This is a genomic window from Paenibacillus sp. Y301, assembly GCF_059445505.1.
On sequence record NZ_JCAIUL010000006.1, the window covers coordinates 122,360 to 148,668 of the forward strand.

The following is a 26,309-nucleotide window of genomic DNA, read 5'->3' on the forward strand; positions in this document are numbered from 1 at the left end:
ATTGGATTATTTATTGTATTATGCCTTGCGCATACGTTTCTTCGCTTCTTTACTCGCCGGAATGAGTGGCAACAATGTAAAGAGGGTTATAAATGCGGAGACGAGAAAAAGGACTTCGGTTGGTACCATGCCTGCTATCCCATCTATCTCCATATGAACGCCATAATGTTGGATAATAATATTCGAAATCGAAGGTCCAATGACCATCGGTAAGCATACCGCAAACACCATCTTAACGCCCTCGAACTGTCCCCTCTGATCCTCTGGAAATAGATTCTTCACCCATGCGGTGATCGTCTGAATGACCAAAACATACCCAATCCCGGCACAAAAGGTGGCGATCAACAGCATACCTATTTGCGAAGATAAGCTAAAAAGGATGAGACCCAGGAAATTAGCAATGACGGCAAATAAGATAATACGCGCTATCTTTCCTTTATGAATCATTTTGGCTGCGGGTATGGTCAACATAATAGCAGATACAAGTCCAATCGCTTGTATGCCACCCGATAAGGTATAACTCATATTCAAATAGTTATTGAAATAAATCGTGATATACGGAAAGTAAACATTAAATGATATGAAATACACGCAATTGATGACAAACACCCAGAATAGTTCTTTGTTCTTCATCACGGTTCTAACGTGGAATACCTCGGCAAATTGATGCCAATATCCCTCACGATTCCTTCTGGATTTCAGACCGGGATAATCCTTAAGTGAGAATAATGTAAATATACCGGTCAGGGTAACGACGCTACCCATAATAATAAAGAACGGAAAGAAGCCAAGGTGATCCACAATCATACCAGAGACAACCGCACCGAAAATGGTAGCCATCACGGGCATAGCTGCAAATGCAGCGCCGAGTTTCCCACGATTATGTTCGCTCGAGATATCCGTTGTCCACGGATTGTACGCGGCATCATAACCGGTAGAACCGAAGAAACTCATGATGGCATCTGCCGCTACAATGAAGACAATGGCAACGTAAAGGGGATTCTTCGGAAGGAATTCCGTTGCTCCAAAAGCAATGGTGAATACCCCCCAACAGATATAACCGATAGCGATAAATGGTTTTCTCTTACCTACGCGATCACTCCATGTTCCAATCAAGAACGTTGTCATGGTAGATACGATAGCGCTCACCGCTACCATCCACGTAATAATCGAAGGGTCCTTCGCAATTTTGTCATATACAAAGGTGTTAAACCAGGAGTTCTCAATATTCCAACAGATTTGTCCTGCCATTCCGAGAATCCATATGAGTACCCAGTTCTTCCTGGAAATTCGATTATTCATGATTGGCTTTAGCTCCCCAGTCTTTATGTATTTCGTTCAACACATGCTGATCCACTTTTACGATTTCCCTATCATAGGTCATCATCCCATTAATCTCTGTCTCAACATCTGTTAACTGGGTATATACTGCCGCCGACACCCCCTTGGGAATGAGCGGTTTTAACTGGTCATTAATTAACGTACTGTAAGCATCCACCAATCCTTTTCTCGACTTACACTTCTTATATCCGAACTGTTTATTCTCATGCCATACATGCCCCTTCTCAAGTAGGCCATACCCACCGTATTCCGAGATCACGACGGCTCGACTGTTGATTTTCTTCGGCATTTTCAGTTTGCGGAAGTAGATATGGACACTTTTAAGGTCACCCACCTCCTGATCGTGCCAGCCACTAGCGTGATCCACAGGACGAGTAGGGTCATAAGACTTCACCCATGCTGCTGTCTCTGCAGCGTCGAATTGTCCCCATGCCTCATTGAATGGTACCCACATTCCAATACAAGGCGTGTTATATAACGTATCGATCATTTCTTTGAGTTCTTTCTTGTATTGCTCGCGATTGGATTCATCCTCTCGACCTAACGCCTTGTACTTTTTATCATTAACTTTGTATCCGCTTACAAAATTAGGAAGAATAATATGATGGAAATTGTTCCAACCTCCCCCACCGTTAATCATGTCTTGCCAGACGATCAGACCTAACTTATCACAGTGATAGTACCAGCGTGCAGGCTCAACCTTGATGTGTTTCCGATTCATATTAAATCCTAACTTCTTCGTCATGATCACATCATATGCAAGGGCTTCATCCGTTGGAGCCGTGTATAACCCATCGGGCCAGTACCCCTGATCCAGCACACCATGTTGAAATAATGGCTCATGATTTAGACATAACCGCTTCATACCTTTATTGTCTTGCTCAACACTAAATTGTCTCATGCCACAATAACTATCAACGGTATCCACCGATTCCCCATTTTCTATTAATCGGATCTTGATCTCATAGAGGAAGGGTGAGTCTGGGCTCCACAATCTTGGATTGGTAATGTTCAGTTTCAGAACATCTCCATATTTACAAATTCCTGAAGCTATTTCTGTTCCTTCTTCATAGGCTGTCGCCTCAAATGATATCTTCTGATGTCCTTCTGTAGAAGATTGAATATGTACTGTAATGTCATTTGCATCAATGTCAGGTGTTAATCTAAAGGATTGAATATAGGAATGTGGAACAGGCTCGATCCAGACCGTCTGCCATATACCCGATACAGCCGTATAGAATAATCCTTTGGGTGTTAATGTCTGTTTACCTCTCTCTTGTCCATAGGTATTTGTAGGATCCCAAACGATAACAACCATCTCATTATCACCATCGATCAGGTATTCAGAAATATCATACGTAAATGGACAATATCCCCCGATGTGCTCTCCAACCTTATGCTGATTAATCCATACCTCTGTTTTCCAATCTACAGCTCCGAAATGCAATAACAACCTTTGATCCTTCCATGCCTCTGATACGGTAAAAGTCCTTCTATACCACAGTCTCTCATCAGGGAGTAACGGCTTCTGTACACCCGACAATGCCGATTCAATCGCAAATGGTACTAGAATATGACCCTCATATTCGTCAACCTGTAGGGCTTCTAGCGGGCGTATCGCGTACTCCCATAGACCATTAAGATTCATCCATTGATCTCTAACCATCTGGGGTCGAGGATATTCGGGCAGAACCCTTTGTGGATCTACTTCTCTTGCCCATCTTGTCATCAAGCTACCCTCAACAGGTTGCCAGACCTTATCTTGCGTTCTTTCCATGATCAACCTCCTAAGAACATTCGTATTATCGATATGTATCATAGATAAATATATTCTCATTTTAACCTATTTTATGGATTTTTTGTGGTTAAAAGGACACGCCATTTCCACCGCTGGGTCTACAGAGAGTATTATGCTGTCATTATCATCATTAGTAATGGAGGAATGGCCACGAACCCTCCGTTAGGCGCACCATCTAGCGCTTCAAGGAAGTCAGCATAAGCCGCCTTTTGGTACAAATAACGCGGACTAAGGTCAAGCTCCTTCAAGGATTGATCATGCCAGATTGGAGTGGCCGATGGAGACATCGGCGGAATAAGCCACGACCAACGACTGGATACCTCACGTCCTCGTTCCTTCTCTTGTTGTTGAAATTTAACAAATTGATCAGCTGCCGTATGATGATCAACAATACTGACACCTGCCTCCTTGAAGGAGTGAAGCACCGCACGGTTTAATTCAAGAAGTGCTCGGTCTTTCCACAACGTCGTGTTAGTAGAACGATCCAGACCCATCAAGTCTGCAACAGCTGGGAGTAGGTTGTATCGCCCGGTATCACCCAGATTACGTGAACCAATCTCCGTCTCCATATACCAACCATTAAAGGGAGCTGCTGTGTACAGAATTCCACCGATCTCAAGCTGCATGTCTGAAATAATAGGTACGGAATACCAGCGTAATTGAAGATCAGGAAATTGCTCAATTTCGTGATGACTTAGGCGCACTTCCTGAATCAGGTGTTGAGGAATAGGAAACAACCGTGGTTCTGCATCACCAATACCAATAACTAACGGGAGCACATCATAATGTCCACCTGATCCCTGCCAACCTAACTGTTGACATACACGCGTGAACTCATCAGATGCCGGATCACCAGAACGATCATGCCCCTCACTGCCGGGGTAACCAGCATAACGAATTAATTGATGGTTCCATATACGAATGCGCCGATCAGCGTCCACACTACTTCGAAACACCGTGATTATAGGACGAATACGCCCTCCATTATTTGCCCTTTCTATGTGTTGTAACAGAGCCTTTGCAATCTGCTCCCCATTCTCTGCTTGGCGAGCATCAATAACTTCAAGCTTGTGCCAGAACAGGCGACCTATGCAGCGACTATTGTGACGCCATGCCATTCGTGCCCCGTGCATCAGTTCTTCCTCTGTATGAACGTATGTACCCGTTGTATTTATTTCCTCACGCACCGTTAGGAGGCGATTCTCCGTCTCCGCTTCAGACTTGTCCAGTTCTGTATACATCAGACGAATGAATATCTCCGCCTTTTGACTAAGCTCTTTGATGTTCGTGTTATTCACGCTACTCACTCCTTGATCTCGATCCGTCTTACCAGAATTATTTCGTTCATTATACCATTTGAGTTACATTTGCTTCATCTTATAGCCGCTCCATACCCTATCCAATCTGTAAGATGTGTCCATTTAAACAACGTTCACATTCAAAAACACCAAGAAACCCCATTCCATAACGGAATGGGGTTCCCCATGCTGAGTGCATCTTCTACCCTGATGGGTGTCTCTAAACACTAAAAATTCTCACATGATATCTACTAGTTTTTTGGCTTGAGTATCAAGTTGAAGTGCAGCCTGCCCTATGCCTGTAAATTGATCAACCGCCTGTCTATATCGTAATCTGTATAAAGACTTTATCATTTTCATATTCAAAATAAATATCACCCTTATATATTTCTACCGTTCTTTTAATAATTTTCAACCCATTACCACTAAGTTCATCACCATTTTCCTTTGTTGTGTACCCATTTTGAAATAGACTCTTTTCTTGTTTAGCAGTAAGTCTAGCCGTGTTCTCCACGGTGAAAATATACTTCTCGCCAATCGTTTTACATGTAACATTGATCTGTTTAGTCTGGTCACCCATGTAAGCTTCTGTTGCTTCTATCGCATTATCCAATAGATTAGAATAAATTCTTGCCAGATCCATCGAATTCAATCTACAATACTCATTCCGATCCGTATCAAAATACATCTGTATATTTTTAGATTGGGCAAACTCCCATTTACTTTGAAATATAATCATAAGAATTGGGTTTTTAATCAGTAATGACATTTCTACTATTTTGGATTCCACGCTCATCTGTTTGAGATAATCGTTCGCTTTATCATACAACTGCATATCCATTAGACCGACGAGAACCTGAAGATGATTAAGCATGTCATGTCTGCTCGACTTAATGGCATCGATGACTCTTCTAAGTTCTGAGATATACATATCCTCCGACTCTTTCAAATCTTGTTTTAGCCCATTTTTGTACCACTGGTTTAAGCTAAAAGCAACAACCAATAATATAACAGCAAACAAAATATCAATCAAAAAGATAAAAATACTACTTTTAAGAACTTGGTCACTTACCTTCGTCAGTTCATCCGCATCAATATCAATAGCTATAACACCAAGTATCTCTCCATGATTATCGTAAAAGGGGACCCCAACAGATAAATAAGATCCGTTATGTCTATCCTTTATAATATCCGTATAGTAGTTTTGGCCATCTTTTGCTTGCTTTATTTGATGAGCTGGAACGGTGCAAGGTTCTCCTATGGCGAAATCTTTTGTTCCTGAGGGAACAGCAGACACCATCACCTTAGATACATCCGTTTCATCCAGCATTAAAACATATATATATAACGCTTTTATTCGACTGTAATATTGTTCTAGATAATTTTTTATTTGTTTACGATTCTCATCATCCTTTGAGGTTGATAGAAACTGTTGATATACCTCTTTATCTAATCCTGCTGCAATATCTTTAGCTATTTCTATATACTGCTTCGCTATAGTGACTTCCGCTGATTTACCAATTGAATAATAAGATATAAACAGTTTAGCTCCCATAAGGATACTCAGCACTATGCAAGAAACAACAATAAAAGATATGATTTTCTTTTTAGAATATATGTTTTTGAACATTATTATTTAGTCCTTTGGTTATATTGTGACGTGATCTTAGTACATTATGACTACTACAAATGCGACATTTCATTTAGTTACCCATCGCAACACAAGCCACTAGGTTCACACCAAATAGTACAACTTGATGCACCCTTTTACAATGGATATTCCAATATTCCAGCCTTATATCACATCATATTTCGCTAAAATAACAAATTACCGGATGACTCACTCCGATGAGCCACATCTCGAATGATCCATTATGCAACAATACTGTAACCACATTTGTAAACAAATCCACAATCCACTCCATGTAATATAGGTAGTAGAGTTATTTCGGTAAAGTATCTCATCATATCCATATGTGACCACCCGCGAGAGGAGAAATTTAATATGAATAAAGGTATGAAATGGAGCGTAGCCCTATTGTCTGCTGGAATAGTACTAGGAGGTTCCATGCTGACGGGAGAGGCTTCTGTAAGTGCCGCTAGCACTAACAATCAGGTTATTAACAAAAGCGTACAGAAGACCCATGTTGTACTTAAATATAATGGTGAGGTGTCAACACAACAGGGGAAATCTATAAACGGGAATACCATGATTCCATTAACATTTCTACGTGATGCTCTTGGGCTTCCGCTAAGCTATACACCAAGCACAAAAACTTCAACCGTAGATATTGGATCTAAAAAGCTTAATATGGAAACCTCGGAATATGGTGTTTATACGAACCTCAACGGATACTATATTTACAGTTATACTAATAAATATGAAGTGAAAAATGTGGACGGACACTTGTATGTTCCATTCAAGTTATTAAGTGATTACTTAGGTTTCCAAGGGGAGTATAACCCTTCCTTGAAATCACTAGATATCAGTAAGCGAGTGATGAACGATATCAGTATTTCATCTGAGACATTAGATAAAAGTAATAAGAATGCAGCTATTCAAATTCAATATCCACAAATCAGTGGGCTGACAGACGAAGCTCAACAAGCGATCAATACCGTGTTCATGCAGAAGACTGACGCTTTCGTAACGGCAAGTGAACAACAGGCAAGTATAAGAGACGGCTCTATCGAACGTAAATATGAATTCATTCAAAACTTTATAGTGTCCTTCAATCGTGAGGATGTGCTCAGTATTATTGTCGATCAAAGCTCTTACTTAGGTGGAGCCCATGGAAGCACTATACGTGAAGGTCTTACCTTCTCACTTAATACTGGGAAACAGCTGGAACTAGGTGACCTCATGAAGGCAGCTCCAGATTACAAACAAAACCTAGACAAGATGCTGAAGGAAAGAACAAAGGAGGTGTCCTTCGCAGACGTGTCGCCTGGATTGAATGCTAAGCCTGAATTCTACGTTAAAGAAGGTGGAATTGCTATCCTATATCAACAATACGAAATTGCTCCTTATGCTGCTGGCATACCTACGTACGAGTTTAATTATTCGGAATTACTTCCAAAGGGTACAGACCCTTTTGCTTCTTTTAAGTAAGCCATAGAATAGTATTCTGTAAAATAATAATATTTAAAAAGGCATATAAAAAAGGCACTCCATCCTTAGGATGGAGTGCCTTTTTGAACATTCCTTCTAATAAAGTTTTATTGAGTTGCTTCTTTCTTCATAGCTGCTTCATTTCTTTTGGGATCCTCCGCAGGTCTTGTTCTTCTAATAAAGAATGCCAGAATTAATGCAATTGCAGCAATTCCTGCGGACACTAAGAATGCATCATTTATGCCTTCAATGGTAGCCTTCGAAATAAACTGTTGTTGTATTTCTAATAAGGTGCTCTCTGAAGGTGGCGTAGTTAGCTTACTAACAGCCGCCCCCACCATTTCTCTCACATGTGTTGTTGTCCGAGTCGACATGATGGTGACAAGTAATGCTCCACCAATAGCTCCGGATACTTGTTGAATCGTACTATTCATAGCTGTACCATGTGGCGTATATCTTGCCGGTAACTGGTTTAGTCCGTTGGTCATGACAGGCATCATAACCATAGCAATACCGAACATTCTCATCGTGTACATCATCATCAAGGTCCTATATTCTGTAGTATCTGTCAACTGACTGAAGAAGTACGTCGTCACAATCACGATAGCTAGACCAATAATGGCTAATACTTTTGCTCCAAATTTATCAAATATTTTACCTGTGATCGGAGACATGACTGCCATGGCTAGAGCTCCAGGTAACATGAGTAATCCAGAGTCTAGAGGTGAAATACCTCTTATATTCTGTAGATAGATTGGCATCAACATCATAGCAGAGAACATCGCCATATTTAATGTAATTGAAATCGCAGAAGATAAAGCGAACATGGGGAACTTATATACTCTGAAGTCAAGCATAGGTTGCTTCATCTTCAATTGTTGTACAATAAACGTCGTTAAAGAAATGACCCCAATAATGAGTGAGGATACCACAATCGGAGAATCCCATCCTTTATTTCCAGCAGAACTAAAACCGTATAATATTCCACCGAACCCAATAGCGGATAGAACAATAGAAGGAACATTAATCTTAAGATCAATTTTTTCCTTGGTATCATGTAATTTAATGAAGGCTAGGATGAACACCAAGATGGCGATAGGTGCAATGATAAAGAATAGTACTGGCCATTCATAATGCTGAATAATCCAACCAGACAATGTAGGTCCAATCGCAGGTGCAAAGATCATGACTAATCCGAACATGCCCATAGCTGACCCACGCTTCTCAGGTGGAAATGTGGTAAATAATACATTCATTAATAATGGCATGATAATCGCTGCCCCAGAAGCTTGGACCATTCGAGCTATCAATAACACACTGAAACTTGGTGCGAATCCCCCAATTAATGTACCTATAGAGAACAAGGCCATAGCGATTAGAAACAACCGTCTCGCCGTAAACTTTTGAATCAAAAAGGCCGTGGATGGAATCATAATCCCATTGACCAACATATACCCCGTAGATAGCCACTGTACCGTTGAGGCCGTGATATCGAAATCCCTCATAATCGATGGTAATGCTATATTAAGTAATGTATTACTCAGCAGAGCCACAAACGCACCAATCATAAGAATGGCTAGAATGCCGAATGACGCCTTATTTTCTTTTGCTTTCATTACGAAATTCTCTCCTTCTCTTCATTTAAAGTAACTGTATGATTGTATAAGCAACATCAAATAATACCGACAGTCCAATTTTGAACTTATGTTACAATGTATCATATACTACTCCTTTATTATTCCTTTTTCAAGTTGGCGTTCATTCAAATATCCAGATTTACCCTACCCCATTTTCTTTCTCAGCAATCCATTTGATTCAATTGTAATATGCATTAAAATGAGCTAGTCTATTCTAGAACAAGTCCAGTTAAAGGGGCATCGCTATGAATAAACGTAAAGAACATGTCGTCCATAAGGCACATGAGCTATTTATTGAAAAGGGATATCATGCTACATCTATTCAGGATATTTTGAATCACAGTGGTATTTCAAAAGGATCCTTTTATAATTATTTCGCCTCTAAGGGGGAGCTATTTAAAGCTGTATTCACGTCCATTCAGAGCCAGCTTGAGGAAGAGCGAAATGCCTTGCTCATTGGGGAAGACCTCGATGATATACATATATTCTCCCAACAAATTCTTCTGAGCATGACGCTAAACAGAAAGAATAAAATGTTACAGCTCATAGAAGATGCACTGGTCTCAGACGATACCGAATTAATCCTATTTATCAAGCAGTCTAGATTTTTATTTTTAAAATGGATCCATGACCGTTTCGTAAATATATTCTCTGAGGATAAGAGACCTTATCTTTTTGATTGTGCCATCGTATTTACAGGACTCCTTCAAAATATGCTTCAAACATCTACTGCCATGAATGAGACAGTTACTTTAAAAGAACTTATTGATTATTGCATGGACCGCATCCAAATCATGATAGAAGATGTAAGTAGCAAAAAAATTCAAATTTTCTCACCTGACAAAATACATATTCTATTGCCTAACTCAGACAACATCGACTTTTTTAATAATGAATTTTCTTTTGCAACACTCAGTTTAAAAAAAATGATTGAAAAAGTATTCGCAACGGATGATATCAACCGATCTACCTATCATAAATTGTTGTGTTTTATCCAAGAGGAATTCATGAACCCTAAAGAACCGAGAGTGTTCTTAATTGAAAGTGCTTTGTTGTCTTTGAAGATGTGTCCTCAAATTCATGAAACAAAAGAATTCGAACATTATTATAAAATAGTACACAAGATGATTTGAAATCCCGTCTTACAACAATGAAATAAGGAATAAAAGTATCCAGTGAAAATCATTAAGAATGCAAAAAAAGGTCACTTCGTGGAAGTGACCTTTTTTGCTTATTCATATTCATATTCATAGTAGAACCTAAGCAGCATTCTATTAGCATTAGTCTACACGTAGTTCGCCATCAGAGGACGTGATGATTCGGTAAAGTTCCGGACGGCGATCGCGGAATATCCCCCACTCAAGACGTTGAGCTTCCAGCTGATCTAGATCAAATTCGGCTATCAGTACTGCTTCCTCTGTTCGGTTAGCTTCCACAATTTTGTTGCCTTGTGGTCCTGCGATGAATGAAGCACCGTAGAATGTAATACTGGAATCGTCATCTGACTCCAAGCCTATCCGATTGGAGGCAATGACCGGAACGAGATTCGAGGCCGCATGCCCCAACATGCAAGTCTGCCAATGGTCCTTAGAATCAATGGATCCATCCTGCGGCTCTGAACCAATTGCCGTCGGGTAGAACAGTATCTCCGCACCCATCAATGCCATGCAACGTGCTGCTTCAGGGAACCATTGATCCCAGCATATACCGACCCCAATCTTAGCATAACGCGTCTTCCAAACCTTGAAGCCTGTATCTCCTGGATTGAAGTAAAATTTCTCTTCGTACCCTGGACCATCCGGGATATGGCTCTTACGATACTTGCCGAGCACTTCACCATCCGCATCAATGATGGCAACCGAATTATAGAGAGCATTGTTCCGTTTCTCATAGAAACTGATCGGTAGTACGACCTCTAGCTCCTTAGCAATCTTCTGGAAATGTCTGATCGCATCGTTCTCCGCAAGCTCCGTCGCGTAGCTATAATAATCAGCCTTCTCCTTTTGACAGAAATACGGCGTTTCGAATAGCTCCTGTAACAGGATAATCTGTGCTCCTTGTTGCGCCGCTTCTCTCACTAACACTTCCGCGTTGCGGATATTCTCTTCTTTATTACTTGAGCAGCTCATCTGTGTGGCTGCCACCTTCACGTTTCTCATATGTCTAACCTCCTCTATATTACGACTGCCCTACAGCCATTTGTTGCGTTGTACAGTGGACATTACCACCCTCGCGGATGATTGCCATACCATTCACAGTGCGAATTCTGCGCTCTGGGAACGTCTCGCTCAGCACTTGCTGTGCCTTACGGTCCGTTTCCTCCGCATCGCCACCAAATACCGGTAAAATAATACCCCCATTTACGAAATAAAAGTTCAAGTAACTTAAGGTTAGCCGTTGATCCTCAAAGAAAGCTTGTGGTGGTTGCTGAATCTGAATAATCTCAAGCTTTCGACCTTGGGCATCCACCACTTCATGTAATGTTTTAAGATTCTCTTGCGTAATTGCATAATTCTCATCTTCTGGATCATCGCATACCTGAATAATCACCTTACCAGGAGCCGCGAAGCAGGCAATGTTATCTACATGACCGTCTGTCTCGTCACCGCTTAGTCCTCTTTTTAACCAGATAATCTGATCTACATTGACGAAGTTCTTCACGTGCGCTCCGATCTCATCCTTGCTCATATGTGCGTTACGATTCTTGTTCAATAGGCATTCTTCCGTTGTCAGCAACGTACCCTCACCGTCCGTGTGAATAGAACCACCTTCCATTACAAGAGGTGCGTCAAACTGCTTCACACCAACATGCTTCAGGATTTGTGGAGCTACCTCATTATCTAGATCCCACGGTGAATACTTGCCACCCCAAGCGTTAAATCCCCAGTTCACACCCGCTAACTCCCCTTTATCATTAACCACAAAGGTCGGTCCGTTATCTCGAAGCCATGCATCATTATGCTCGATAGGTAAACATTCAATCCGATCATTAATAAATAAACCACTTACTTTCTCCAGGTCATCTGGATTGACGACAACCGTAATCGGTTCGAATTCAGCTATGGCTGTAATAATATCAGCATACCCTCGACATACGTCTTCATATTGATCTGGGTAGCACATGGAATCCTGAACAGGCCAGGAGATAAAAGTTCGTGTGTGTTGCGCCCATTCCGCAGGCATTCTATAGTTTAAGTCTTTAGGATTCATAATTCCCTCCATATCGCCATCATTGGTTTAATTTAGGCATATAAGTATCTTTTTATCATCCTATCATATAACAAAAAATAATAGGTCACAATGGAAGTCACATGCAAGAAATAGGATGCAAAAAGAGTGCCGTTATGGGAACTTTCTCATCATATGAATCTATTAATTTATTAATTTATCTTAATTCTCCGTTACTGATTTCTATATATCAGACTTCTCTAGTGGATGATATATTAAATATCGACACTCCAAGGGAAGCCAAGAAAATAAAGATTTCCATAACTAAATCACACCTTCTAATTAAATTAAGATGAATTATAATATGTAAATTAATGTATTTTATATAATGCATACTATATCACAATTACTAGGAGGATTTATACAAGATGGGCTTAATTCTTGCCGTCTTCCCCACACCCAGCATTCCATATTTATTTCCGTTGGAAAAAACTTGTATATAAAGAACGTATGTTCTATAATTTACTTGTTACAGGGGATACCCTTGTAAAACTAAATGACAAGGAGCGGATTAAATGGTACATAGAATTACAACCCCATTCAGCTATTCTTCGGCAGTTGTAGCAGGGGATTATGTATTTATCGGTTTGCATCGGGGACATGGAGAAAGTTTCACTCAGCAGATACACGAAACCTTTGCACATTTAAAAGAGACACTTCAACAATGCAATACCACATTGGATAAAGTCGTTAAAGTGAATGTATATCTTAAACATATTGAGCACTTACCTGAAATGGAAAAAGTATTCCTAGATTACTTTGAAACAGATCAATTTCCTGCAAGAATGACATCAACAACTGAATTTATTGATTCAGATTGCCTAATGATGATCGATGGAGTCGCATACAACCCAACCTCTCTTTAGAACCAGCAATAACTCATACTTAATTCTACTTACAGATATCAATAGGCCCACGATTTCACCGACACCAAGTTAAAAAGGTCATCTATTATGGATGACCTTTCCTTTGAATGCTTAGCTTGAGATGGGATGGTATAAGTCCAGTTGGAATGTCTCGTTAACAAACATCCCTCCATTGAATAGGAAATGTTCCTCCAGGCATTGATGCGAACCCGAGTTGTATTGACTCTTGTGGATCCATTCATTTAATCTGTTCCAAGCGATGGGAATATCATATCCCAATAGACTTGATACGGCGTATAAACCTCCACTTACTTGTTTTATTCCGATTTTGCCCGATGGTTCAACATCATCCGATACTGTGGCCCACATCTCATACCCATGCTCTCTGTTCTGCCCTAATGAATCGAAGCCGAAATACCGGGTGGTGGATCGTTGTTCTAATCCTTGCGCCTTGACCCAAGCATATAACACCTGCCAAGCATCATCTTCCGGTTGACCAAGACTGCTCGTTGAGTGAAAATATGCGACCTTCATAGGTTTTAACTCAATAAAACGCACCTCATGATCCTGAAGCCTTGAGGGTTCTTGATTCCCTTTAAAGTCATCCTCCATAGGGTCCTTCACCTGTCCTTTATCCAATATAATAGGAGTATCCAATTCGGAAATATTCAATAACTGCTGAATGATATTGTTCTTCGAATACCCTCTCGTTTGCAGAAAAGACAACATATGCTCAACTCTATTTTTCACCATCATCATGTCAGTCATATCTTTATTGATTTCGCTAAGCTTGTTACTGAAGACTTCTACGACAGTTCGTAGATCATCTGACGATAATACAATGGAGATATCCTTAACAGAGAACTGATGTTTCTTCAACAACAAAATCAGCTCCAACCTTAATAACATCTCTGGACTATAATAGCGCTTAGAATAATTCGTCTCCCTCACACTTGCTAACAATCCAATTTCTTCATAATACCTAAGTGTTCGACTTGAAATTCCATACCGTGAAGATATATCCCCAATATGACTCAGCTGAGTTTTGATCATTGTCCCTCCCTCTTATATATTTAATGAAGACTTCATAAATCAATCGTATCGGTTTACGTGCACGTTAAGTCAATGTGTATTTCAGATATTTTCTCATAAAACAAAAAAATAGATGCCTGATTTTCGGCTACGTCTTCCTGCAACAGAACCTATAATAAGATCATAATCCAATTTTAGGGGCCACGAGAATGATACCTACCGAACGTTACGAAGAATATTACACCGCGTTATTAGAAAAAAGAACGGAATATGAAGGTGTATTTTATGTAGGTGTTAAGACAACGGGTGTATTCTGCCGCCCGACTTGCCCTGCACGAAAGCCAAAGTTTGAAAATTGCGAATTTTACGAGAATGCACAGCAAGCGCTACTCGCTTCTTTTCGTCCATGTCAACGATGTCGCCCCTTATCTCATCCGAATCATGTCTCAGATATTGTTCGTGTACTTGTGGAGGCCGTGGAGAACAACCCTGAGAAACGGTGGAAAGAACAGGACTTCAAGGATCTCTCAGTAGATGAATCAACAGCACGCCGCCAATTCAAAAAACGATTCGGTATGACATTTGTTGAATACGCACGAGCACGTCGTATGGGACTTGCCATGAAGAATATTAGATCTGGACGAACCATCATTGATACGCAACTATCGACTGGGTATGAATCCAGTAGTGGGTTCAGAGATGCATTTTCTCGAATCATGGGTGCTGCGCCTACTTTGTTAGACAATAGTAAGGTGCTGAAATCGTCTTGGATTGATACACCCCTGGGACCCATGATTGCCATTGGGGATGAGCATGCGATTTATCTCTTAGAATTTGTTGATCGACGAGGACTAGGACGCGAGGTAGAACGGCTTAGACAAAAGACGAAATCAGCGATTATCCCTGGTGTTACGGAATCGATTCGATCGATTGAAGGCGAATTGACTGAATATTTCGAGGGTAAACTGACTACATTTACAACCCCCATATCCTTACTGGGTTCTCCTTTTCAAAAAAGCGTATGGGAGCAGTTAATGGCAATTCCACCTGGTGAGACTCGCTTCTATTCCGACATTGCGGTGTCATTAGGTAAACCAACCGCCTTTCGTGCGGTGGCTCAAGCCAATGGCGCTAACCAGCTTGCCATAATGATTCCTTGTCACCGCGTCATTAATTCGAATGGCGATTTAGGCGGCTACGGCGGGGGTCTATCACGTAAAGCATGGCTATTACGTCATGAAAAGGCAGGAGTATAAAATCATATCTCGTCTTAAATTAAAAGAAGTCGCTGTATAGGCGACTTTCTTCAACGAAGATTTCAATAACTCTTCTATTTATTCTTATATTTTTTACTTGCTCATACAGAGGTTTTTGCACGATACCACTTATACGCTTCGGATACGATGTCGATTAATGCGACCAATGCAATGATACTAATGAACCCAGAAGACAATCGATTCCATATCGATACAACGGTGTCATATCCTTCTCCACCTACAGTTATGAGTCCTGCTGATTCCACCTGTGTGATGAAATGAGGATTCCATATGGCTGTATTGGCAAAGATGGCGCACACTAATATGGTGGATGCCACCGATATAATGATGTGAAACGTTAGCATGTTACCTGTTCTCTCGCGCATGATGATTCTGATACTTTCTTTTAAGATGCCAAGTGCAGCAATAATCCATATCATCGGTAAATAGTTGTGGAATACGTCTGGATTCAAAAATGGAATCGATATTCGCTCTCCGTCATTTAACCTCCATATGCCGAGCAGATCACTGAAGTTTACACATAACACTGTAAACAATACAGTAAAGATAATGCCTGTAATCGGTTCTGACATTTTAATTTGTTTCCTAATATCAGGTATTTGTGGTAAATCAGATGGGTTCCATGTGTCCCACCCTGTACTGTTGATGTTGGGGTCAACGGCATTCTTCTGGTGGCGGCTATTAATCAATGCGAATATAATGGTGACCCAGAAGAAACCTTGGGCCACTATCATGAACAGGGATTCGAGAAAACTTGTGAAGTGTGCAACAATTCCTAGAGGTTCCATGATCATATCAATCCCAAACAAGGCTGTCATAGAAATAACTATTGAGATAAGGGAGATCTTGAGCGTTGTCATATATGGAGAGAACAACATCGGACCGATCAAGTACTGATCATATCCACGATACTTTGCAGCTAGTGCATTTGGGGGACCAAGTTCAAGTAGTACACTTTCTACATCCTTTTGCGACGCTTCACTAGCCAGACTCCGTTCCTCCAACATATCTTCGATCAACCCAAGCAGTTCTTGTTTAATATCCGCCCTCTGCTGTTCAGGTAAGCGTTGCGTTACCGCATAAATATAACGATCAATCATCTCCATCTTCTTATCCCCCTTTATTGTCACCAATGATGTCTTCCATGCTGATTATTAATTTACGCCATTCCCGACATAGTCCATCATAAACTTCTCTTCCAAAAGAGCTAAGTAAGTAATATTTCCGTGGGCGTGCCTCATTCGTGTCCCATTTGCTCTCTAACAGTCCCTGCTTCTCCAACCTTCTTAGCAATGGATACAACGTGCTAGGATCAACAGGTATCCCTTTCTCCGCTAATACCGGAACAAGAGAGTATCCATACTGGGGTTGGGATAATTGACTGAGCACACTGATGACAATTGTTCCGCGCCTCAATTCGCTTAACAACCCGTTAATTGCTTCATTTACATCAGTCATTTGATCAACTCCTGTTTTTATTATACTGTACGTCACACACTATTGTGAATATAATATTAATAAATATTTACAATTATATTTCTTTTTGAGTCGGGTACGTATCCTCCGAATGTGCAAAAAAGGAACGCCCGCTATGGACGTCCCTTAAATTATTTTCTTACTTTACAGCGTTCCGGTTAGTTACGCATTCACAGTTTCTGTTTTACGATCCTGTCTTGCATGTAATGTTTTCATTACAAATCTTGCGATCGGCTGCGCAACCAACAATTCAATCCAAAATGCTATACCAAAGTTCCTTGGCCAGATGTGGAGGTAGTTTTTAAATGGTTCTAGGCTTACTTCCTTCGTTCCAACCCAAGTACCGATAATCGACAATAAAATAGATAATACTGTGACATTCAATAATGTGTTCAATAGAACCCTAGCATTAAATCCATCGGTTTTCCCCACGAATTTCGGCATTACTTTCCCAACAAGCGGTCCTGCAACTAATTTCACCAATAAAACTACGATGATCCACATGAACGGAATAATCTTTAGTGTATCTAAGTACACTTCCTTACTGAAGCCACGTTCCAATCCTACTATAATAGGTGCGATCGTGTTTACTGAAATGATTGAAATAATCAGTAAAAATAATAACCCTTCTTTTGCGTTTCTAGGCAGTCTTGTTTCTCCGTGCATGTTTGTCATCTCTCCGTAAATCATATTTCAGATGGCAGACGTATCAAAGAGACATATATTTTTGGTTCATAAGCGGACCAATATCTCTACACACTGATCTATTCATTATAGCATTTCATTCAAATGAATGTCAGTGTTGTAGGTAAAATTTGTTAACTATCGTGCCAACTTAAAATAGTCTACGAGCCGTTACAAATCGCTTCATCCACTTGGCATCTAAAGTCTCAACATGAACGCCAAGTTCCTTCGAATACGTATGTAATATTCGATTGTTACCCGCATAGATGGCCACATGACCGATATCGAGCCCTCGAGCGCTAAAGAACAACAAATCTCCCTTACGCAGATCATTAATCCCAACTTCCTTACCTTCTTTGGCTTGATTGTAAGATACACGTGGGAGATCAATCGACAGCTTGTCCTTAAAGAGATGTGCAACGAAAGAAGAACAGTCAAACGTAAGCGTCTGATCCGTTGAAGCACCGAATTCATATGTTGTGCCTAGATACTTCTCTCCATATGCAAGTAGCTCATCCGCTTGCCGTTCAACGAGAGACGCACTGGTATAATTACTATACTTAGGTTTAGCCGAGATGTATCCCTTCTTGTTGTCCTTAGTCAGCACTTCCAGCCAGGAAGCGCCGACTTCCTGAATGACATGAACTTTCTCGCCTGTAGGTAGCATTTCACGAATCACGGAATCCTTTGTGGAATCGGGCAAGCTTCGCAAGTTAATACCATAAAGAACCGTTGTGTCGTAATTGATCGCGGAAGAGATCCGGACCGTACGAGTGTTAGCATCCCACTTCACATTACTTCCCAGTGCTTCACTGACGAATCGTAGCGGCATCATCGTATACCCAGCACTAATTTGACCCGGTACGTTCAAGCTGAGCGATTGGCCATTCTTAGAAGCTGTGCGATCCCCAATATGATAGGTTAGTACCATATCCCCCTTGGTTGCCTTCACTGTTCGGGTACCGCTATTCCAGGATATCTTAGCTCCTTGAGCTTCAAATAACTCACGCATGGGAATAAGCACTGTATTGTTTACCAGCATTGGTTGAACTTTAAGTTGAAGCTCACTGTCGTCCAGATAGATAGCCTTAACCGGAGTTGATGGCGTCGTTGCCGCATGAACTGGAGCTGAATAGAGCATAGATGTAAGTAGTAACAGAAGCATAGCATTCCCTTTTATCGTCATGATGTCGTCCTCTCGTTGATTGATATGTTCCATGTATTGGTACGAAATCATGGTTGATTAGTTTTGTTTCAATTATTGGATTATTTGTAAATAAGCAAGAGGAAGTCCTGACAATGACCTCTCTATGGCATCCACACAGGTTTTCCTATACAATCATTTGTAAAAGAACTTAAAAGTGTGGTGAGCTCATTTGTTTAAACTCTTATTGATTGAAGATGACGCAACGTTATTTCATGAGGTCAAAGATAGATTGTCGCAATGGTCCTATGATGTGTATGGGATTACCGATTTCAGTAAAGTGCTTCAGGAATTCACGGATATCAAACCTGACTTAGTCGTGATTGACATTCAATTGCCTAAATTCGATGGGTTTCATTGGTGCAGAATGATTCGAGCCCACTCTAACATTCCGATCATATTCCTATCCTCTCGCGATCACCCAACGGATATTGTCATGGCTATGCAGCTTGGAGCGGATGATTATATTCAGAAGCCCTTTCATTTCGATGTGCTGATTGCCAAAGTTCAGGCGATTCTTCGACGTGTATATAACTACAATACAGACATTATCGAACTCAAAACATGGTGTGGAGCAACGGTGGACTATGAGAGAAATACCGTTACCCATGATGCAGGATCGATTGAACTGACCAAGAATGAAATATATATATTAAAAATGCTCATCGAGCAGAAGAATAAGATCGTAACCCGAGAGCAATTGATAAATAGCTTATGGGATGACAAGCGTTTTATTAGTGATAATACCCTCACAGTCAACGTCAATCGTCTACGAAAAAGGCTAGAAGAGATTGGTCTGGGTACCTTTATTGAAACAAAAGTCGGACAAGGTTATATGGCTGTGGAAGAGACTGCTCTATATGATTAGAAAATATATCATTGAACGTCGCAGCTGGATCATGTTATTTATGCTTCAGCAACTACTGATCATCTTTGTCGCTTTTATTGACTCAGCAATCCCACTCCAATCGATCCTCTATCTTGTGTTTTTATCGATGATCCTTTTTACGATCTTCTTGGTCTTTCGCTACAATAAGGAGACTCGATTCTACAAAAGCTTAGAAGAACGGGACGATAATCTGGATTTAACGAGTATGTCCAGTTCAGAAAGTCCTTTTGAAGTGATTATCGAGAACAGTATGACCAATCAAACGGAACGGCTCAAAAACACAGCATCGATTAATCTGATAAACCTGGAGCAAGAGAAAGATGACTTACTATCTTGGATTCATGAAGTGAAAACACCGCTAACAGCGATGCATTTAATGATCGACCGTATAGAGGATGAAGCTATGAAGACTCATTTAACCTATGAATGGCTGCGAATTCATCTCTTACTCGATCAACAACTGCATCAACGGCGTATCCCGTTTATTGAGAATGATCTATATATTAAGGAATCGGATATAGAAACGATTATTTTTGATGAGATCAAAACCTTAAAGTCCTGGTGTATTCAAAAGGGTATTGGCTTTGACATCAATCTAGAAGTGGCCGAGGTCTTAAGTGATGCCAAATGGCTTGCCTTTATCCTTAGACAACTCTTAACCAACGCCGTGAAATATAGCCAAACTTCTGACATCATGATTAGCAGTTATCAGTCAGCTGAACACACCATTCTTGAGGTGAAGGATAGTGGGCGTGGCATTGACCCCAGAGATCTCCCTCGCATATTTGACAAAGGTTTCACATCCACGACCATGCATCAGGATAATGCTGCCACTGGCATGGGGTTATATTTAGCCAAAAAAGCAGCGAAGTCATTACTCATCCAAATCCATGTGACATCAGCCATTGGCATCGGTACGACCGTTACGTTAACTTTTCCACAAAAAAATGAATTCGTACGGATCACAAGCGTGTGACAACAATGTCACATGCTTTATTCATTTGTTCGGCTAATCGAAGGATAAGAAAGTTAAACCCTTTTATACTAAAGATATTGAGAAAAGGGAGTGTGTTGATATGGTTATATTAGAAGCAACAAAAATTCATAAGAGTTATGGTAGTAAATTTAACAAACAATCCGTGTTAAGTGGTCTAGATATTAGCATTGAACAAGGGGAATTCGTAAGTATTATGGGTGCGTCCGGTTCAGGAAAGACGACGTTGCTCAACGTGCTCTCATCTATTGATAAGATCAGCAACGGCACCATTAAGATTGAGGGAACCGAAATTTCAGGTATGAAGGAAAAACAGTTAGCTGAATTCCGAAAAAATCATTTAGGGTTTATTTTTCAGGAATACAATCTATTAGATACGCTGACTGTGAAAGAAAACATTCTATTACCGCTATCCATTACAAAAACTCCGAAAAAAGAGGCTGAACAACGATTCCAAGCACTTGCAACGCAACTAGGGATTGCTGATCTGAAGAATAAGTATCCAAATGAAATTTCAGGGGGTCAAAAACAACGTACCTCTGCAGCTAGAGCTTTCATTCATGAACCAAGTATTATTTTTGCGGATGAGCCCACTGGTGCACTTGATTCCAAATCGGCGTCAGACCTCCTAAACAAGTTGAGTGAACTTAATCAGAAGCGAAAAGCAACGATCATTATGGTTACTCACGATCCCGTAGCGGCAAGTTATTGTAGTCGAGTGATCTTCATAAAAGATGGGCAAATCTATACACAGTTAAATAAAGGGGAAGAAACAAGACAAACCTTCTTTAAGGACATCATGCAAACCCAAAGTGTGTTAGGCGGGGTGCAGAATGAGTATTAATCAACTCATGTTTCGCAATTTGCGGAAAAATCTCAAGAATTATTACCTTTATGTCTTTGCCTTAATCTTTAGCGCCGCCCTTTACTTTGCATTTGTCACGCTACAATATGACCCAGCCTTGGATGCGACATCAGGGTCTGTCAAAGGGGTCGCAGCGATTAAAGCCGCATCCGTTCTCCTTGTGGCTATTGTGTCCATTTTTCTGTTGTACGCGAATACCATCTTTATTAAACGACGCAGTAAAGAAATTGGTCTATTTCAACTCATAGGCATGACCAAAAACAGAATATTCCGTATCCTTACAGCTGAGAACTTAATCCTTTATTTCGGATCACTAGTGCTAGGGATCTTTGTCGGATTTGCCGTTTCCAAACTGATTATTATGGTTCTATTTAAAACGATCGGTGTTGATGCGATAGCAACGCTACATTTTTCTTATAAGGCGCTCATCCAGACACTGATTGTATTCTTCGTGATCTATCTCTTGATCATGATGATGAATTATTTGTTTATCAAAAGACAGAGTATTCTATCCTTGTTTAGAGTGACGTCCATGACCGAAGGCAAAGTGAAGAAAGTGTCCTTCCTTGAAATGATCATTGGGATCATTGGAGTGATATTCATCGCTCTTGGCTACTATATTTCATCCAAATTATTCACTGGAGACTTCGCCACAGTAAATGAACTTTTCACTGCGATGGTCGTTATTCTAGCATCTGTCATCATCGGGACATATTTATTTTATAAAGGATCTGTCCGTTTCATATTTAATATCATTCGAAAAAAGAAAAATGGCTACCTCAATATTAATGAAGTATTGTCGCTGTCATCCATTATGTTTCGAATGAAATCGAATGCCGTATTGTTAACCATTATTACGGCGGTATCTGGACTTGCGATTGGTTTATTATCCTTAAGTTATATCTCATACTACTCCGCGGAAAAGACTGCCGAGAACTATGTCCCGCAAGACTTTTCAATTACGGATATCCAGGATGCAGAGCAATTTAAAGCGGCATTAACCGCGAACAACATATCGTATATGGATAGAACCATGGATGTCATTCAGGTAAATGTGAATGTAGAGAACATCATGGATGCCAATACAGAAGGATTGGACTTTGACACGAGTCTTATGACTATGCCTGTGATTAGTGAGCAAGCCATCAAAGATATCCATTTATCCGCAGACGAGACCCTTTTTACCGGATCTAGTGGAATACTACAGAAATTTATGTCGATGAAAAAGACCGGACCTATTGATTTGAAGGGTCTCCATGACGTTATTCCGCAACAGTATAAAGGAATAGATATGAACTCACCCGTTTCAGGATTTTTCACTAGTGGTGGTCTGCCTGTTGCTATCGTAGACGAAACGATATTTAATCGCTTGAAAAAAGACATAGACCCAGATATTCAGAAAAAGTCTTCTGTCTATATCGGCATTGATATCAATGAGCAAGGTCAACTTAAAGAGGCTAATGACGTCTTTAAGGAACTTGGATTCGGCGATACACTTGCATACGATTCACAACTAGAAATGAGTAACAACCAGAAACGGAGTATGGGACTCATCATGTTTATCGTGGGATTCCTAGGTCTAACCTTTCTGATCACATCCGGATGTATTCTTTATTTTAAACAAATGGATGAGAGTGAAGATGAAAAGGCCAGTTATACCATTCTAAGAAAACTTGGATTCACACAAGGAGATTTGTTAAAAGGAATTCAAAGGAAGCAACTCTTTAATTTTGGTATCCCTTTAGTCGTTGGTCTACTCCATAGTTATTTTGCAGTCCAATCCGGTTGGTTCTTATTTGGAACAGAGCTGTGGGCACCAATGGTCATTGTGATGGTATTATACACCGCTCTATATTCCGTATTCGGCATTCTATCCGTGTTCCATTATAAGAAAGTAATTAAAGAATCTCTTTAATTAGATAATTCGACAGCTCCAGGCTACCCATGCTCTGGAGCTGTATTTTTTAAGAGTACTTTGTGAAAAATTTCTTATTTATCTCTAAATTACAGAAAAATTGATCTAAATCAATTTTCATTGATAATCATTACCATATAATGGAGATGAAATAAAGAGATAATCCGGTTTGAGATATAAAAATTTGAAGGGAGTGTTTGAAGTGAAATTTAAGAAGTCTGGTAGTAACCAAGTGGATAAGCCAGTAAAGACAGCCTACAGTCTTATTAAATCGATTTGTATTGCTACCATAATAGTCGTCTTCACCGTTCTATTAGTTGGAGGGTATTGGATATTTAAAACAGAAGCACCGCGACCTGTTGTAACCGATACTGCTGGTAAAGTTATTATGACAAAGGATACCATTCAAGGGGGGCAAGCCGTTTTCCAAAAATATGCCTTAATGGATTACGGAACAGTACTAGGGAACGGCTCGTATATGGGCCCAGACTATACTGCTGAAGCCTTGAAAGTCTACACTGAGGGAATGCAAGAATTCTATGCTATGCAAGAAGGAATGAACTCATTTGCTGAACTAACTGTAGACAAACAAGCAGTCATTCGTGATAAGGTAACCACTGAGTTGCGAGAGAATCGCTATAATGATGATAAAGACACCCTCGTCTTAACCGATGCTCAAGTGTATGGTGTCGAACAAGTTAGAGCCTTTTATCGAATCGTATTTACGGAGGGTGATGGCTGGGCACTACCCGCCAACCTTATTCAAGAAGATCATATGCCTGAAACTGATCGTAAATGGGTAGCTGAAGGCGATCAAATTACTCAAATATCTGATTTCTTCTTCTGGACAGCTTGGTTATCAAGTACCGAACGTCCGGGTGAAACATTCTCATACACGAATAACTGGCCTTACTATGAAGATGCTGGTAACGTGATGACTTACTCCTCTGTTCTTTGGAGTGGTGTTAGTATTACATTGTTATCTTTGGTTATGGCAATAGTATTCTTTTTATTTCGTAAGTATCATTTGGAGATGAAAGAGTCTTATACAGCTGATAATTTCCCGAGGATTAATTTGAATGCTATACCTGTCACGACATCGCAGGTAAAATCAGTGAAGTTTTTCGTAGTCGTAGCGCTACTATTCTTTATTCAAGTAATGTTCGGAGCATTTTTAGCTCATTATTATACCGAACCAACTAGCTTCTTCGGAATGGAATGGATTGTTGATTTATTACCATTTAGCTTCGCTAAGGGTGCCCATCTTCAATTGGCCATCTTCTGGATTGCGACCGCTTGGTTAGGTGTCGGTATCTATATCACTCCAATCGCTGGTGGACGTGAGCCTAAACACCAAGGACGTCTAGTTGACATTCTATTCTGGGCATTAGTAGTCGTTGTGTTCGGAAGTCTGATCGGTGAATGGTTGGGTATCAACGGTTATTTAGGAAACCTCTGGTTCCTACTTGGTCACCAAGGATGGGAATACCTAGAATTAGGACGCTTCTGGCAGTATTTACTTGCCGCTGGTATGCTACTTTGGTTATTCATTATCTTCAGAGGAATTAAGAGTTCGTTGAAACGTGAACCCGATCGGGGTGGACTTATTCACCTTGTATTCTATGCTGCAATTGGTGTTCCGTTATTCTACTTCGCCGCTTTCTTTATTAATCCCGGTTCTAGCTACACAATGGCGGATTACTGGCGTTGGTGGATTGTCCATCTATGGGTTGAAGGTATTTTCGAAGTATTCGCGGTTGTCTTGATTGGTTTCTTATTAGTACAAATGAAACTTGTAACGAAGTCTTCAACGATTAAAGCGCTGTACTTCCAAATTATCCTTATATTAGGTGCGGGTGTACTCGGAATTGGACATCATTATTACTATAATGGTTCTGCAGAAGTATGGATTGCTCTCGGTGCTGTCTTCTCAGCCCTAGAAATTATACCGTTAACTTTATTGATTCTTGATGCGTATCAACAATATAAAATGTTACGCGATGGTGGTGTTGACTTCCCATACAAATCAACCTTCTGGTTCCTTATTTCTACTGCACTTTGGAATCTAGTGGGTGCCGGTGTATTAGGATTCTTAATCAACCTGCCTGCGGTCAACTATTTCGAACATGGTCAGCAGTTAACACCTGCACACGCGCATGCTGCCATGATGGGTGTATATGGAATGTTCGCGATTGCTTTACTTCTATACGCCTTAAGAAATGTCGTTAATCCAAAAGCTTGGAGTGATAAGCTCCTGAAATTTATATGTTGGATGTTAAATATAGGATTAGCCGGAATGGTATTCATTACTTTGTTACCTATAGGATTCATCCAATTCAAAATGGCATATGATGATGGTTATTGGTCATCACGTGATCCACTAACATATTTCAATAATGAGACAGTTCACAATTTCTTATTATTCCGATCCATTCCAGATACCATCTTCTTAATTGGTGTTGTCGCATTCGTATTCTTCATCGTTAAAGTATTCTTCAATCTACGGAAGCCAACACATGGCGAGAATGAGCCCTTACCTGTTGAGGATTTAACATTAGATGATGAGAATGAAGTGAATCTTCCTTCACATGAATAGTCAATTAAGCTTGATATATTAGGTTATTCAATAATATTAAAGAAGCCTTAGTCCTATATAGTGAACTGTGACCGTATTTGTGGAAAGTTTGAAAAAG

The 26,309-nt window shown here is 40.3% G+C and carries 21 protein-coding genes; 9 read left to right on the plus strand and 12 right to left on the minus strand.

Annotated features, from left to right (window positions below; genetic code table 11):
- Positions 1–18 precede the first annotated feature (18 nt).
- From AC1D69_RS12475 to AC1D69_RS12490, 4 genes are all read right to left on the minus strand, one after another.
- Positions 19–1,302: an MFS transporter gene (locus AC1D69_RS12475; RefSeq protein WP_495456485.1), complete on the minus strand. Its 1,284-nt coding sequence runs from the start codon at positions 1,300–1,302 to the stop codon at positions 19–21.
- Positions 1,295–3,118: a glycoside hydrolase family 2 protein gene (locus AC1D69_RS12480; RefSeq protein WP_495456486.1), complete on the minus strand. Its 1,824-nt coding sequence runs from the start codon at positions 3,116–3,118 to the stop codon at positions 1,295–1,297. The genes AC1D69_RS12475 and AC1D69_RS12480 overlap by 8 nt, the downstream gene beginning before the upstream one ends.
- 131 nt (positions 3,119–3,249) lie before the next feature.
- Positions 3,250–4,437: a nitric oxide synthase oxygenase gene (locus AC1D69_RS12485; RefSeq protein WP_495456487.1), complete on the minus strand. Its 1,188-nt coding sequence runs from the start codon at positions 4,435–4,437 to the stop codon at positions 3,250–3,252.
- A 322-nt stretch (positions 4,438–4,759) separates the two neighbouring features.
- The gene (locus AC1D69_RS12490; RefSeq protein WP_495456488.1) at positions 4,760–6,007 is read right to left on the minus strand and encodes a GHKL domain-containing protein; all 1,248 of its coding nucleotides are present in this window, start codon (positions 6,005–6,007) and stop codon (positions 4,760–4,762) included.
- A 435-nt stretch (positions 6,008–6,442) separates the two neighbouring features.
- Here AC1D69_RS12490 and AC1D69_RS12495 point away from each other — a divergent pair, with 435 nt between their 5' ends.
- Entirely contained in the window at positions 6,443–7,549 is a 1,107-nt protein-coding gene (locus tag AC1D69_RS12495; RefSeq protein ID WP_495456489.1) for a PdaC/SigV domain-containing protein, read from the plus strand.
- A gap of 107 nt (positions 7,550–7,656) precedes the next feature.
- On the opposite strand, the gene AC1D69_RS12500 is transcribed toward AC1D69_RS12495, so the two are convergent.
- Entirely contained in the window at positions 7,657–9,165 is a 1,509-nt protein-coding gene (locus tag AC1D69_RS12500; protein ID WP_495456490.1) for a DHA2 family efflux MFS transporter permease subunit, read from the minus strand.
- A 266-nt stretch (positions 9,166–9,431) separates the two neighbouring features.
- Here AC1D69_RS12500 and AC1D69_RS12505 point away from each other — a divergent pair, with 266 nt between their 5' ends.
- Positions 9,432–10,319 carry a TetR/AcrR family transcriptional regulator gene (locus AC1D69_RS12505; protein WP_495456491.1) on the plus strand — a complete coding sequence of 296 codons (888 nt, stop codon included), beginning with the start codon at positions 9,432–9,434 and terminating at the stop codon, positions 10,317–10,319.
- Between the two features lie 147 nt (positions 10,320–10,466).
- Here AC1D69_RS12505 and aguB read toward each other — a convergent pair whose 3' ends face one another.
- Positions 10,467–11,345, minus strand: a complete 879-nt coding sequence (gene aguB / locus AC1D69_RS12510; protein ID WP_495456492.1) for an N-carbamoylputrescine amidase — start codon at positions 11,343–11,345, stop codon at positions 10,467–10,469.
- A 19-nt stretch (positions 11,346–11,364) separates the two neighbouring features.
- Complete coding sequence (locus AC1D69_RS12515) at positions 11,365–12,396, minus strand: agmatine deiminase family protein (protein WP_495456493.1); 1,032 nt, start codon at positions 12,394–12,396, stop codon at positions 11,365–11,367.
- 533 nt (positions 12,397–12,929) lie between these two features.
- Here AC1D69_RS12515 and AC1D69_RS12520 point away from each other — a divergent pair.
- Positions 12,930–13,280: a RidA family protein gene (locus tag AC1D69_RS12520; RefSeq protein WP_495456494.1), complete on the plus strand. Its 351-nt coding sequence runs from the start codon at positions 12,930–12,932 to the stop codon at positions 13,278–13,280.
- Between the two features lie 111 nt (positions 13,281–13,391).
- Here the strand turns inward: AC1D69_RS12520 and AC1D69_RS12525 are convergent, their stop codons facing one another.
- Positions 13,392–14,333: a MerR family transcriptional regulator gene (locus AC1D69_RS12525; RefSeq protein WP_495456495.1), complete on the minus strand. Its 942-nt coding sequence runs from the start codon at positions 14,331–14,333 to the stop codon at positions 13,392–13,394.
- Positions 14,334–14,521: 188 nt separating this feature from the next.
- Between AC1D69_RS12525 and AC1D69_RS12530 the strand changes: the two genes are divergently transcribed.
- Entirely contained in the window at positions 14,522–15,568 is a 1,047-nt protein-coding gene (locus AC1D69_RS12530) for a bifunctional transcriptional activator/DNA repair enzyme AdaA (RefSeq protein ID WP_495456496.1), read from the plus strand.
- Positions 15,569–15,669: 101 nt separating this feature from the next.
- Here the strand turns inward: AC1D69_RS12530 and AC1D69_RS12535 are convergent, their stop codons facing one another.
- The 4 genes from AC1D69_RS12535 to AC1D69_RS12550 all read right to left on the minus strand — a co-directional run bounded on the left by AC1D69_RS12535 (position 15,670) and on the right by AC1D69_RS12550 (position 18,935).
- A complete protein-coding gene (locus tag AC1D69_RS12535; protein ID WP_495456497.1) occupies positions 15,670–16,695 on the minus strand; it encodes an HAAS signaling domain-containing protein in 1,026 nt (341 codons plus the stop codon).
- Positions 16,696–16,699: 4 nt separating this feature from the next.
- Positions 16,700–17,047 (minus strand): PadR family transcriptional regulator, encoded by a 348-nt coding sequence (locus AC1D69_RS12540; RefSeq protein ID WP_495456498.1) that lies wholly within the window; start codon positions 17,045–17,047, stop codon positions 16,700–16,702.
- Positions 17,048–17,227: 180 nt separating this feature from the next.
- Positions 17,228–17,731: a DUF2798 domain-containing protein gene (locus AC1D69_RS12545; RefSeq protein ID WP_495456499.1), complete on the minus strand. Its 504-nt coding sequence runs from the start codon at positions 17,729–17,731 to the stop codon at positions 17,228–17,230.
- 169 nt (positions 17,732–17,900) lie between these two features.
- Complete coding sequence (locus tag AC1D69_RS12550; protein WP_495456649.1) at positions 17,901–18,935, minus strand: C40 family peptidase; 1,035 nt, start codon at positions 18,933–18,935, stop codon at positions 17,901–17,903.
- A 190-nt stretch (positions 18,936–19,125) separates the two neighbouring features.
- On the opposite strand from AC1D69_RS12550, the gene AC1D69_RS12555 reads away from it, so the two are divergent.
- The 5 genes from AC1D69_RS12555 to AC1D69_RS12575 all read left to right on the plus strand — a co-directional run bounded on the left by AC1D69_RS12555 (position 19,126) and on the right by AC1D69_RS12575 (position 26,212).
- On the plus strand, positions 19,126–19,821 hold the full coding sequence (locus AC1D69_RS12555) for a response regulator transcription factor (RefSeq protein WP_495456500.1): 696 nt from the start codon (positions 19,126–19,128) through the stop codon (positions 19,819–19,821).
- Positions 19,814–20,818, plus strand: coding sequence for a sensor histidine kinase (locus tag AC1D69_RS12560; protein WP_495456501.1), 1,005 nt, complete (start codon positions 19,814–19,816; stop codon positions 20,816–20,818). The genes AC1D69_RS12555 and AC1D69_RS12560 overlap by 8 nt, the downstream gene beginning before the upstream one ends.
- Positions 20,819–20,918: 100 nt before the next feature.
- Positions 20,919–21,680, plus strand: a complete 762-nt coding sequence (locus AC1D69_RS12565) for an ABC transporter ATP-binding protein (protein ID WP_495456502.1) — start codon at positions 20,919–20,921, stop codon at positions 21,678–21,680.
- Entirely contained in the window at positions 21,670–23,616 is a 1,947-nt protein-coding gene (locus AC1D69_RS12570; protein WP_495456503.1) for an FtsX-like permease family protein, read from the plus strand. The genes AC1D69_RS12565 and AC1D69_RS12570 overlap by 11 nt, the downstream gene beginning before the upstream one ends.
- A 202-nt stretch (positions 23,617–23,818) precedes the next feature.
- Positions 23,819–26,212, plus strand: coding sequence for a nitric-oxide reductase large subunit (locus AC1D69_RS12575; protein ID WP_495456504.1), 2,394 nt, complete (start codon positions 23,819–23,821; stop codon positions 26,210–26,212).
- The last annotated feature ends 97 nt before the right edge of the window (positions 26,213–26,309 follow it).

What these genes read in the sequence shown, in the direction of transcription:
- AC1D69_RS12475 (WP_495456485.1), bottom strand. Translation starts at nt 1,302, where the DNA reads ATGAATAATCGAATTTCCAGGAAGAACTGGGTACTCATATGGATTCTC.
- AC1D69_RS12480 (WP_495456486.1), bottom strand. Translation starts at nt 3,118, where the DNA reads ATGGAAAGAACGCAAGATAAGGTCTGGCAACCTGTTGAGGGTAGCTTG.
- AC1D69_RS12495 (WP_495456489.1), top strand. Translation starts at nt 6,443, where the DNA reads ATGAATAAAGGTATGAAATGGAGCGTAGCCCTATTGTCTGCTGGAATA.
- AC1D69_RS12500 (WP_495456490.1), bottom strand. Translation starts at nt 9,165, where the DNA reads ATGAAAGCAAAAGAAAATAAGGCGTCATTCGGCATTCTAGCCATTCTT.
- AC1D69_RS12505 (WP_495456491.1), top strand. Translation starts at nt 9,432, where the DNA reads ATGAATAAACGTAAAGAACATGTCGTCCATAAGGCACATGAGCTATTT.
- aguB (WP_495456492.1), bottom strand. Translation starts at nt 11,345, where the DNA reads ATGAGAAACGTGAAGGTGGCAGCCACACAGATGAGCTGCTCAAGTAAT.
- AC1D69_RS12515 (WP_495456493.1), bottom strand. Translation starts at nt 12,396, where the DNA reads ATGAATCCTAAAGACTTAAACTATAGAATGCCTGCGGAATGGGCGCAA.
- AC1D69_RS12520 (WP_495456494.1), top strand. Translation starts at nt 12,930, where the DNA reads ATGGTACATAGAATTACAACCCCATTCAGCTATTCTTCGGCAGTTGTA.
- AC1D69_RS12525 (WP_495456495.1), bottom strand. Translation starts at nt 14,333, where the DNA reads ATGATCAAAACTCAGCTGAGTCATATTGGGGATATATCTTCACGGTAT.
- AC1D69_RS12530 (WP_495456496.1), top strand. Translation starts at nt 14,522, where the DNA reads ATGATACCTACCGAACGTTACGAAGAATATTACACCGCGTTATTAGAA.
- AC1D69_RS12535 (WP_495456497.1), bottom strand. Translation starts at nt 16,695, where the DNA reads ATGGAGATGATTGATCGTTATATTTATGCGGTAACGCAACGCTTACCT.
- AC1D69_RS12540 (WP_495456498.1), bottom strand. Translation starts at nt 17,047, where the DNA reads ATGACTGATGTAAATGAAGCAATTAACGGGTTGTTAAGCGAATTGAGG.
- AC1D69_RS12545 (WP_495456499.1), bottom strand. Translation starts at nt 17,731, where the DNA reads ATGCACGGAGAAACAAGACTGCCTAGAAACGCAAAAGAAGGGTTATTA.
- AC1D69_RS12550 (WP_495456649.1), bottom strand. Translation starts at nt 18,935, where the DNA reads ATGACGATAAAAGGGAATGCTATGCTTCTGTTACTACTTACATCTATG.
- AC1D69_RS12560 (WP_495456501.1), top strand. Translation starts at nt 19,814, where the DNA reads ATGATTAGAAAATATATCATTGAACGTCGCAGCTGGATCATGTTATTT.
- AC1D69_RS12565 (WP_495456502.1), top strand. Translation starts at nt 20,919, where the DNA reads ATGGTTATATTAGAAGCAACAAAAATTCATAAGAGTTATGGTAGTAAA.
- AC1D69_RS12570 (WP_495456503.1), top strand. Translation starts at nt 21,670, where the DNA reads ATGAGTATTAATCAACTCATGTTTCGCAATTTGCGGAAAAATCTCAAG.